11 protein-coding genes are annotated in these 9,869 nt (G+C 65.8%); all 11 read right to left on the bottom strand.

Annotated elements, in window-relative coordinates; genetic code table 11:
- Window positions 1-89: 89 nt before the first annotated feature.
- The gene (locus ACFQS7_RS24280) at window positions 90-908 is read right to left on the bottom strand and encodes a hypothetical protein (protein ID WP_380069728.1); all 819 of its coding nucleotides are present in this window, start codon (window positions 906-908) and stop codon (window positions 90-92) included.
- A 20-nt stretch (window positions 909-928) separates the two neighbouring features.
- Window positions 929-1,795 (bottom strand): beta-1,6-N-acetylglucosaminyltransferase, encoded by an 867-nt coding sequence (locus ACFQS7_RS24275; RefSeq protein WP_380069727.1) that lies wholly within the window; start codon window positions 1,793-1,795, stop codon window positions 929-931.
- Window positions 1,796-1,832: 37 nt separating this feature from the next.
- Window positions 1,833-2,681 carry a polysaccharide pyruvyl transferase family protein gene (locus ACFQS7_RS24270; RefSeq protein ID WP_380069726.1) on the bottom strand — a complete coding sequence of 283 codons (849 nt, stop codon included), beginning with the start codon at window positions 2,679-2,681 and terminating at the stop codon, window positions 1,833-1,835.
- A gap of 499 nt (window positions 2,682-3,180) precedes the next feature.
- Complete coding sequence (locus ACFQS7_RS24265) at window positions 3,181-3,741, bottom strand: acyloxyacyl hydrolase (RefSeq protein ID WP_380069725.1); 561 nt, start codon at window positions 3,739-3,741, stop codon at window positions 3,181-3,183.
- 137 nt (window positions 3,742-3,878) lie between these two features.
- A complete protein-coding gene (locus ACFQS7_RS24260) occupies window positions 3,879-4,250 on the bottom strand; it encodes a HesB/IscA family protein (RefSeq protein WP_380069724.1) in 372 nt (123 codons plus the stop codon).
- An 18-nt stretch (window positions 4,251-4,268) separates the two neighbouring features.
- Complete coding sequence (locus ACFQS7_RS24255) at window positions 4,269-4,649, bottom strand: SUF system Fe-S cluster assembly protein (RefSeq protein ID WP_380069723.1); 381 nt, start codon at window positions 4,647-4,649, stop codon at window positions 4,269-4,271.
- On the bottom strand, window positions 4,642-5,118 hold the full coding sequence (sufU, locus tag ACFQS7_RS24250; RefSeq protein ID WP_380069722.1) for a Fe-S cluster assembly sulfur transfer protein SufU: 477 nt from the start codon (window positions 5,116-5,118) through the stop codon (window positions 4,642-4,644). Before sufU ends, ACFQS7_RS24255 begins: the two co-directional genes overlap by 8 nt.
- Window positions 5,118-6,347, bottom strand: a complete 1,230-nt coding sequence (locus ACFQS7_RS24245) for an aminotransferase class V-fold PLP-dependent enzyme (protein ID WP_380069721.1) — start codon at window positions 6,345-6,347, stop codon at window positions 5,118-5,120. The genes sufU and ACFQS7_RS24245 overlap by 1 nt, the downstream gene beginning before the upstream one ends.
- Entirely contained in the window at window positions 6,344-7,630 is a 1,287-nt protein-coding gene (sufD, locus tag ACFQS7_RS24240) for a Fe-S cluster assembly protein SufD (RefSeq protein ID WP_380069720.1), read from the bottom strand. The genes ACFQS7_RS24245 and sufD overlap by 4 nt, the downstream gene beginning before the upstream one ends.
- Entirely contained in the window at window positions 7,627-8,373 is a 747-nt protein-coding gene (gene sufC / locus ACFQS7_RS24235) for a Fe-S cluster assembly ATPase SufC (protein WP_380069719.1), read from the bottom strand. Before sufC ends, sufD begins: the two co-directional genes overlap by 4 nt.
- The gene (gene sufB / locus ACFQS7_RS24230; protein WP_380069718.1) at window positions 8,373-9,863 is read right to left on the bottom strand and encodes a Fe-S cluster assembly protein SufB; all 1,491 of its coding nucleotides are present in this window, start codon (window positions 9,861-9,863) and stop codon (window positions 8,373-8,375) included. The genes sufC and sufB overlap by 1 nt, the downstream gene beginning before the upstream one ends.
- Window positions 9,864-9,869: the final 6 nt, after the last annotated feature.

Here is a 9,869-nt window from a genome sequence, read left to right as displayed (position 1 = left end):
GCGACAGCATCGTGGCCGCCGCGAGCATCGGGGCAGCTTCACCCGCCATCGGACCGCCATTCAAACCACGCCCAGGATAGGAGACCCTGTTACGAAACCAGCGCGGCAACTCGTTTGACACGCACCGCGGCGCCCACGGCCGAGGGGCCAGCCTGGCGCAATGTGAACTTCTGCCCATCCCAGACCCGCCAGCCCGCCGGGTTGGCGATATCCGGCGTGCGCATGAGGCAGACACCCCAGTCACCGCGCACCGCGTCGATCATGGTGAACATCGCATAGAAGAAGCCGGCATGGGCGACGATGTTCGTCGGGTTGAAGTAGCCGGTCTGCCGCGCGCGGTCGCCGACATAAGGATACGGCAGCGCCGCCACAAGCGCACCCGCCCCTGGCGGCCGCTGGAAGCGATATCCGGCATCCCGCGACACCGCCCAGGTGATCGCATTGTCCCAGCAGCGCAGGTAGCTGCGCGAGGGACAGAGCGATGGGCGTTCATTCCCGTGAAATTCGTTGTGGATCAGCGAATAGATGGTCCTGCCGTCTAGGGTGAAGGGGGCAACCAGCCAGCCATAGTCATCGTGCGCCTCGGGCCGCGGGTCGCGGCGCCCTTCGAAGACGACGCGGCAGTCATGCGTTACCTGCCGCAGCGTCGGACCGAGCATCTGCCGGTTGCGGACATGGGTGGCCAGCAGGTGCACCGTCCCAGCCGCATCGCGGAAGGCACGCGCGGGAGTGTCCGGGAAGTCGCCGTCCTCGCAGGCATCGCGCTGGCTGTCGAACATCACCGCGCCGGCCGGCTCAGCATGGCCTGCGACTGCGGCCAGGCCCTGCGCCCGGGCCGGGCCGCCGATGCCCAGTGCCAGACTAGCGAGCAGCAGGGTTCGCCGGCCCGCTGCCGCGCTGATCATCATGCCACGATGTTCCGCCCGCATTACTGTATGCGCCGGATCGCTTCCTTGATGAAATCGGGGGTCTGCGAGGACACCTTGCGGACGAAAAGATGGTCCGGCGAGACGGCATTCGAGAACTGCTCGATGCGCGAGAAGACGAACGGCTTCGGGGTCTGGGTCCAGTCCACATAGACCGGCCCCTGAACGATGCCGTTCGCCTGGGCGAAATTGGCGACAAGCGTCTGGATGTACATCTCGTCCGGTACTGCCGAGAATTCAAAGGATTCGCGCAGGTCGGTGCGATCCGCGTGCAGCGACAGCACCCGGCGTGCGGCATCCCCAGTCAGGCACCACCATTGCGAGCCGTAATAGAGCGGCAGGTCGACCTTGCCGGCCCGGCGGCGCGCGAGGAGGCGAGCGAATGTCTCGATGAAGGCTTGGTCGATGCAGGCTGTCTCGATCGGCCGCCCAAGCAGTGAGGTGGCTGCGTGGTCCAGATAGAAAAACTCCTGATAGCGCCGAAGGAAGACATCACCAGCCTGTAAGAGGCGGATAGCGATGCGCTCGACTCGAGTAGTCAGCGCCGTGCGTAGCCGCGCAATGGGGACGATCGGCAGGGTATCGTCGGAGACTAAGGCAAGGTTGGTGTAGTCTTTCGCCCCGAGCGCCGTCTCCAGCAGTTGCATGGTCGCCTGAGTCATCGTGAACCCCGCCCAGAAGACTGGGGTACGAGGCTGGATGAAGCGGCAATACTGGGCCTGGTCGCCCATCGCCAAGGCATAGTCCACCACCGAGGCCTTAGCATCGAGATGGACGTAGATGTCAAACCCAGCTTTCCTGTAAACCGGCACCACGGCAGCGAGGACAGATGGTTCGCGATAACCCAAAACCAGAATGGCAACCGTCATCCTGCTCTCGCTCCGATCTTGACTGGCGGCACAGGCATCAGGCGCAGAACCGGACGGAGGGACAGAACCGCTTCGTTGAGTGATAGAAGATGCCGCGGTTCTTGCCATAGTTGTTGTCGAAAAGGTCGCAGGGCTTACCAAGGAGGCCACTCGCCACACTGATATGGAGCCGGTCCGTTACAACGCGCGAGGCCATCCTGATCGCCTCGAACACGCAATACACCGACTTCTCCGCATTGTCCGGCCAGACGCCGAACTCGAAAACCTGTGATAGGTCCAGATTGTCCTCGAGTTCCGGCAGGTGGGACGCACGCTCGCCGTCAAGGCGCATGAACTTCGCTATGCCATTGCCCGCCCGCACAGTGCGCTCGACTTCCTCTCGCCGCTTCTCGAACAAATGCGGGGCGTCGGGATAGCGTCGGCACTGTTCTTGGAACGCATCAACAGATAGGTGGAAGGCCATGTCGTGATCGAGATAGACCTCGGCATCCGTATTCTCGATAACATGAGCATAGCTAAGCGGATCACGACAGAACACCACTGCCGTCTTCGGCAATGCCCGCAGCAGGTCCTCATTCCCACGGATGGTATGTGGCAGGATGATTAAGCGCGCGGCAACGGCATGGCACCGCTCGACTGCCCGACGCATCTCCCCATAAGCAGGCACGAGGTTCCCGCCGCCGCCAAGGAAGACAACCTTCCCCGTCACGTTGGCCGCATCATCGATCACCCGCGGGCGCACGCCGGATCGTCGGAATGCCTGGTAGGTCCCGGCGGCGATCAGGCTGTCGCCGGCATTCCCTGGATTCGGAAAGTAAAGCACTTCTTCACCAGCAAACTGGCGCAGAAAATCCCCCATGATACTGAGTCCGAACGTCGTTGCCATATCTACTTCCCGCGTTAAGACAAAATGCTATCCTCGCCGCTTATGTCAGCAAGGCTGGCGCTATCAGCTTGAGCGACGGGCTGCGTCATCCGAAGCCCGCGCCGCCTCAAGCAGTCTGGCTGAGAATATTCCGGTCACCCCGAAACCCGGCATGATTCAGTAAAACGATGAACCGTTTCAAATCAATGACCTGCATGTACCGGCCATGCCTCATCGCGCCGATCGTGAGTCAAGCTTGGCATTCAAGGCGCCTCTTGCCCACATACCGTGCCGTTAAGGGAATGTCCGAGGTTCTGCGTCGCTATGCCGTCCCGTATCGCCTGCGATGCCGTTAACGGCAGTAAATGGACATGCAGACCTTACGGCTGTCTTAACCTGTCATAATACAGCTTGCCGGCTGTCATACTCGTTGTGCTCTGGTCGCGCGGGCTTGAGAACGACCGTACTCATCATCGGGCTCTTGGACGGTACGTTGCGATGTCACTGCAAAGGCGTATCGCTACAGCGCATACCCCAACCGTACCCCCAGGCTGTTCAGTCCTTGATTTCGCCGCGCCGTCCCCGCATTCGAGTCGTGATCTATAAAAAGCGACACCGACAGATGGCGGTCGACCTGGTACCCAATCTCCGCCCCAACCCGGAACAGCAGGTTCCCGCCCAGGTCCTTGCGGTCCGACAGCCGTGCATCGTGCTTGCCGTCATTGAGCGACCCACCGAACATCAGGTCGAACCGGATGCCGTCGCCGGGGCGGAGGACATCCCGCGCCAGCATCGTCGTCCAGGTCAGCCCGGCATATCCCTTGCTGGTCTTGCCCTCAAGATTGGCCGTGAAGCCGAGATGCGGCCGCGGCTCCAGCACCCAGCGCCACAGCGGGTCGATCCCCGCGGTCAGCCGCACCGGGACCGGGCTGGCGAACAGCACCTCCCCGTTCAGGGCAGGGCTGCTCTCCTTCGCGGTCGGGTCGTGCCACAGCACAGCGCCGCGGAATTCGCTGAAGATTCCGGCCACACCTTCGCCGGCATGGATGCGGGGACCCGTGGTGGTTTGCGCCAGGGCCATGCCCGGCAGAACAAAGCCCAGTGTCGTTGCCAGGACAACCAATCGCACCCTCGCCCTCCGTCGCCGCTTTCCAGGGAATGAGGAACAAAGGGTAGGATCGGTTGCGTTAGCGCCGGATCAAGCGCTAGCGAGCGCGATCAGACATGAAAGCTCTCGCCGCAGCCGCAACGGCCCTTCTCGTTCGGGTTGGTGAAGGTGAAGCCTGCGGACATAGCCTTCTGCTCGTAATCCATCACCGTGCCGATCAGGAAGAGGCTGGCCTTGCTGTCAACCAGCACGGTGACGCCCTGGTCGGTGACGCTCTCGTCGCCCTTCTGCGGCCCATCCACCCAGGACAGGTCGTAGGACAGGCCGGAACAGCCCTTGGTCTTGACCCCGATGCGCAGCAGGCGGCCGGCCTCGCCGGCGTCATACAGCCCGCGGAGCCGCTCGGCAGCGGCTTCGGTCAGCCGCATCAGCGGCGGCAGGGCGCGCTTCACGCGGGCGGGGGGCGTGGCGGTGGTGCTCATCTCGGTGGGCCCTCCGGCTCAGTACATGTTCAGGGCGAGGCGGGCGTCCTCGCTCATTCGCCCCTGGTCCCAGGGCGGATCCCAGACCACCTCGACCTCGACATCGGTGACGCCTGGGATCATGCGGACCGACTCCTCGACTTGGCTCGGCAGTTCCTGGGCCGAGGGGCAGGAGGGCGTGGTCAGCGTCATCTCCACCTTGATCCTGCCGTCATCCTCGATCTCGACGGCATAGATCAGGCCGAGTTCATAGATGTCGACCGGAATCTCTGGGTCGAAGACGGTCTTCAGCATGGTGATGACCGCCTCCTCGCTCACCTTCGGGGTGGACGGCGGCGTCTCGCCGTCCGGCGTCCAGGCGCCGTGGACGGCTGGCGTGGTGGTGGCGTCGTCACTCACTGCTCGCCTCCTTGGTCTCACCGGGGGCGCTGTCGAGCGCCGTGTTGAGCGTATGCCAGGCGAGCGTCGCGCACTTCACCCGGCTGGGAAATTCGTGCACGCCCGAAAGCGGCTGCAGCCGCTCCATCTCGTCGGCCAGGTCGGCGCCGCAATCCGGACAGGTGCCGGTCATCGCCAGGGCGCGGAAGGTGTCGGACAGCGCATGCGCCTGGGCGGCCGACTTGCCCTTCACCGTCTCCGTCATCAACGACGCGCTGGCGGTCGAGATGGCGCAGCCGCGGCCCTGGAAGGCGGCATCGGCGATCGCGCCATCCGGGCCGAGCTTGAGGAACAATTCCAGTCGGTCGCCGCACATCGGGTTGTCACCGCGGGCGGTGCGGTCGGCATCCTCCAGCCTGCGGAAATTCCGCGGCTTGCGGCCGTGGTCGAGGATGACCTCCTGGTAAAGGTCGCGCAGGTCGTCGAACATCAGGAAAAGAACTCCCGGGCCTTGGTCAGGGCCTCCGCCAGGTAGTCGATCTCGCCTTCGGTGGTGTAGAGCCCGAAGCTGGCCCGGACAGTGCCGGCCTCGACGCCGAAGCGGGCATGCAGCGGCTCGGCGCAATGCCGCCCGGCCCGCACCGCGATGCCGGTGCGGTCCAGCAGCGTCGCCAGGTCGTGCGAATGCGCATTGTCGAGCGAGAAGGCGAAGACCCCGCCGCGATCCTGCGCCCGGCCGAGCAAGGCGACGCCTTCGATATCCGACAGCCGCCGCATGGCATGATCGACCAGGCCGCGCTCATGCGCCTCGACCGCCGGCATGCCGATGGCGGTGACGTAGTCGATCGCGGCATGCAGGCCGATGGCCTCGACGATCGGCGGTGTGCCGGCCTCGAACTTGGCCGGCGGCGGCGCCCATTCGGAGCGTTCGAGCGTGACCATGGAGATCATGTCGCCGCCGCCGAGGAAGGGCGGCATGCGCTCCTGGTGCTCCAGCCGCGCCCAGAGCACGCCGATGCCGGTGGGCCCGTACAGCTTGTGGCCGGTGAAGGCGTAGAAGTCGGCGCCGAGCGCCTGCATGTCGACGCGGCGATGCACAGCGGCCTGGCTACCATCGAGCAGGATCTTCGCGCCGGCGGCATGCGCCATGCGGACCAGCCGCTCGGCCGGCGTCACCGTGCCCAGGACGTTGGACATGTGGGTGACGGCGACCAGCCCGACCTTGCCGTCGGCGAGCTTGGCGGCGACGTCGTCCATGTCCAGCTCGCCGGCATCGGTGACCCGGGCGACGCGCAACTCGACTCCCAGCCCGGCATCCCGCAGCATCTGCCACGGCACGATGTTGGCGTGGTGCTCCATCTCGGAGATCAGCACCGCCTGGCCCGGCCGTAGCACGCCCCTGCCCCAGCTATGCGCCACCAAGTTGATCGCCATGGTGCTGTTGCTGGTGAAGATCACCTCGCGCGGGTCGGCGGCATTGATGAACCGCGCGACCGCGGCCCGCGCCGCCTCATAGGCCTCGGTCGCCGCCTCGCTCAGGAAGTAGGCGCCGCGGTGGACGTTGGCGTAGCGCTCCTCCATGCAGCGAACCATGGCGTCGATCACCGCGCGCGGCTTCTGCGCCGAGGCGCCGCTGTCGAGGAAGACCAGCGGCTTGCCGCGGATGGACTGCGACAGGATCGGGAAATCCTGCCGGATGCGCTGGACGTCGAAGCTCACGCCGCAAGCTCCCACCAGCCGGTCACCGCCGCGGCCAGCGCGGCGCGCGCCGTCTCGTCCTGCACGCCCTCGACGGCCTCGGTGAGGAAGGCCTCGACCAGCATCGACCGCGCCCGCGCCTCGAGGATGCCGCGGGCGCGGAGGTAGAAGAGCTGGTCCGCGTCGATCTGGCCGACCGTCGCGCCATGGCTGCACTTCACGTCGTCGGCATAGATCTCGAGCTGCGGCTTGCTGTCGATCTCGGCTTCGGGCGACAGGAGCAGCGCCTGGTTCATCTGGTAGCCATCGGTCCGCTGGGCGATCTGGTGAACATGGATGCGGCCCTGGAAGACGCCGCGCGACTTGCCCATCAGCACCGTCTTGTAGGTCTGCCGGCTGGCGCAATCGGGCGCCGCATGGTCCAGCACCGTGGTGGTGTCGGCGTGCTGGCCGTCGCGCAGGAGCTGCGCGCCGTTCATGTGGCAGACCGCCGCGGGACCCGCGAGCAGCGTGTGGATCTCGTTCCGCACCAGCTTCGCCCCGGCGTTGAGCGTGAAGTTGTCGTAGGTGCCGCCCTTCTCCACTCGGGCATAGACGGTGGCCAACTGGAAGGCACGCGGCGCCTCTTGCTGGATGCGGGCATGGGTCAGCCTGGCGCCGAAGCCGACCTCGATCTCGAAAACCGGGTTGTGCAGGTAGCGGGCGCCCTCCGGCCCGGTCGCGGTCTCGATCAGGGTCAGGCTGGCGCCCGCCTCCAGCCGGATCAGGTGGCGCGGGTGGAAGGCCTCCGGCCGCTCCGAGGCCGTGCCGAGCGAGACGAGGTCCAGCACGCCGCCGTCCATGCCGGCCGGGACGGTCACGACGAGGCCGTCCTCGAACAGCATGCTGTTCAGCGCCACCATCGGCTGCTCGGTCGGGCGCGCCAGGCTGCCGAGGCGGCCTTCCTGCGCCGGCAGCGTCGCCGCCAGGCTCTCGACGCCATAGGCGACGCCATCCAGCGTGGACAGATCGGGCCGGCTGCGGCCGTCGACGAAGACCACGCGGGCGCTGCCATAGCTGGGCGGCAGCGCCGGCGAAGAATCCACCACGCTCAGCGCCTCCTCGAAGCCGGCATCGGCTACCTGGCGGAGGTCGGTGTAGCGCCAGGCCTCGGCGCGCCGGGTCGGGAAGCCCTGGGCGCGGAAGGCCTCCGCCGCCTGCTCGCGCAGCGCCTGGATCCAGGGCAGCCGCACGCCGGGCAGCCGCGCCCGCAACCCTTCGAAGCGGTGCAGGAAGCCGGCGGCGCCTGTCGGATTCGCCGTCATGCCGCAGCCTGCACCGACGTATAGCCGGTCTCCTCCAGCTGCTTCGCCAGCTCCGGCCCGCCGGACTGCACGATGCGGCCGTTCATCAGCACATGCACCCGGTCGGGCACGATGTAGTCCAGCAGGCGCTGGTAATGGGTGATGACCAGGGCGGAGAAGCCGGGCCCACGCAGCGCGTTGACGCCGTCCGAGACGATCTTCAGCGCGTCGATGTCGAGCCCGCTGTCGGTCTCGTCCAGGATGGCGAGCTTCGGCTGGAGAAGTGCCATCTGCAGCACCTCGTTGCGCTTCTTCTCGCCGCCGGAAAAGCCCACGTTCACGCCGCGCTTCAGCATGTCCTCGGAGATCTGCAGCGCTTTCAGCCGCTCGCGCGCCATCTTCAGGAACTGCATGGCGTCCATCTCGGACTCGCCGCGGCCCTTGCGGATAGCGTTCAGCGCGGTGCGCAGGAACATCGCATTGCCGACGCCGGGCAGTTCGACCGGGTACTGGAAGGCAAGGAACAGGCCGGCCGCGGCGCGCTCCTCGGGCTCCATCGCCAGCAGGTCGAGCCCGCCGAAGGTCACCGATCCGCCGGTGATCTCGTAGCCCTCGCGGCCCGACAGCACGTAGGACAGCGTCGACTTGCCCGAGCCGTTCGGGCCCATGACGGCATGGATCTCGCCGGCCGGCACTTCCAGGTCGATCCCCTTGAGGATCTGCTTGCCGTCGATCTCAGCGGTGAGACCTTCAATCTTCAACATCAACCGACGCTCCCCTCGAGCGAGATTTGCAGGAGCTTCTGCGCCTCGACTGCGAACTCCATCGGGAGCTCCTTCAGCACCTCGCGGCAGAAACCGTTGACGATGAGGCCGACGGCCTCCTCCTGGGTCATGCCGCGCTGGCGGCAATAGAACAGCTGGTCCTCGGCGATGCGGCTGGTGGTCGCCTCGTGCTCGGTCTTCGCCGTCATGCAGCGGTTCTCGATGTATGGCACGGTATGCGCGCCGCACTGGTCGCCGATCAGCAGGCTGTCGCACTGGGTGAAGTTGCGCGCGCCGGACGCGGTCGGCGCCACCCGGACCAGGCCGCGATAGGTGTTCTGCCCATGGCCGGCGGAAATGCCCTTGGAGACGATGGTCGATGTCGTGCGCTTGCCGACATGGATCATCTTGGTCCCGGTATCCGCCTGCTGGTAGTTGTTGGTGATGGCGACGGAGTAGAATTCGCCAACCGAGTCATCTCCCAGCAGCACGCAGGACGGGTACTTCCAGGTGATGGCCGAGCCGGTTTCCACCTGCGTCCAGCTCACCTTGGACCGCTTGCCGCGGCAATGCGCCCGCTTGGTGACGAAGTTGTAGATGCCGCCCTTGCCCTCGGCGTCGCCGGGGTACCAGTTCTGCACCGTGCTGTACTTGATCTTGGCATCGTCCAGCGCGACCAGCTCGACCACCGCCGCGTGCAGCTGGTTCTCGTCCCGCATCGGCGCGGTGCAGCCCTCCAGGTAGGAGACCGTGCTGCCCTCGTCGGCGATGATCAGCGTCCGCTCGAACTGCCCGGTGCTCTTCGCATTGATGCGGAAATAGGTGGACAGCTCCATCGGGCAGCGCACCCCCTTCGGGATGTAGACGAAGCTGCCATCGGTGAAGACCGCGCTGTTCAGCGCCGCGTAGAAATTGTCGCCCTGCGGCACCACGGTGCCCAGGTACTGCTTGATCAGCTCGGGATGCGTCTGCACTGCCTCCGAGATCGAGCAGAAGATGATGCCTTCCTTGCCCAGGCGCTCCTTGTAGGAGGTGGCGACCGAGACGCTGTCGAACACCGCATCGATGGCGATCGGCATGCGCGCGTCGGCGGCCGATTCGCCGGCACCCTCGACGCCTGCCAGGAAAGCCTGCTCCTTCAGCGGGATGCCGAGCTTGGCATAGGTCTTCAGCAGCTCCGGGTCGACCTCGTCGAGCGACTTCGGCCCGGCCTTCGGCGCGGCGTAGTAGAAGGCGTCCTGGTAGTCGATCGGCGGGTACTTCACCGCCGCCCACAGCGGCTCCTCCATCTTCTGCCAGATGGCGAAGGCCTTGAGGCGCCAGTCGAGCAGCCATTGCGGCTCGTTCTTCTTCTTCGAGATGAAACGGACGATGTCCTCGTTCAGCCCTTTCGGGGCGAACTCCATCTCGATATCCGTCTCGAAGCCCCACTTGTAGGCACCTTCGGTGACGGACTGGACGGTGTCGATCGTCTCGGTGACTGCGGGCATGCGCGG

Source organism: Dankookia sp. GCM10030260 (genome assembly GCF_042666655.1).
Classification (GTDB): Bacteria; Pseudomonadota; Alphaproteobacteria; order Acetobacterales; family Acetobacteraceae; genus Paracraurococcus.
Note: the sequence above shows the minus strand (reverse complement) of the source record. Positions and strands in the feature narration are given on the sequence as shown.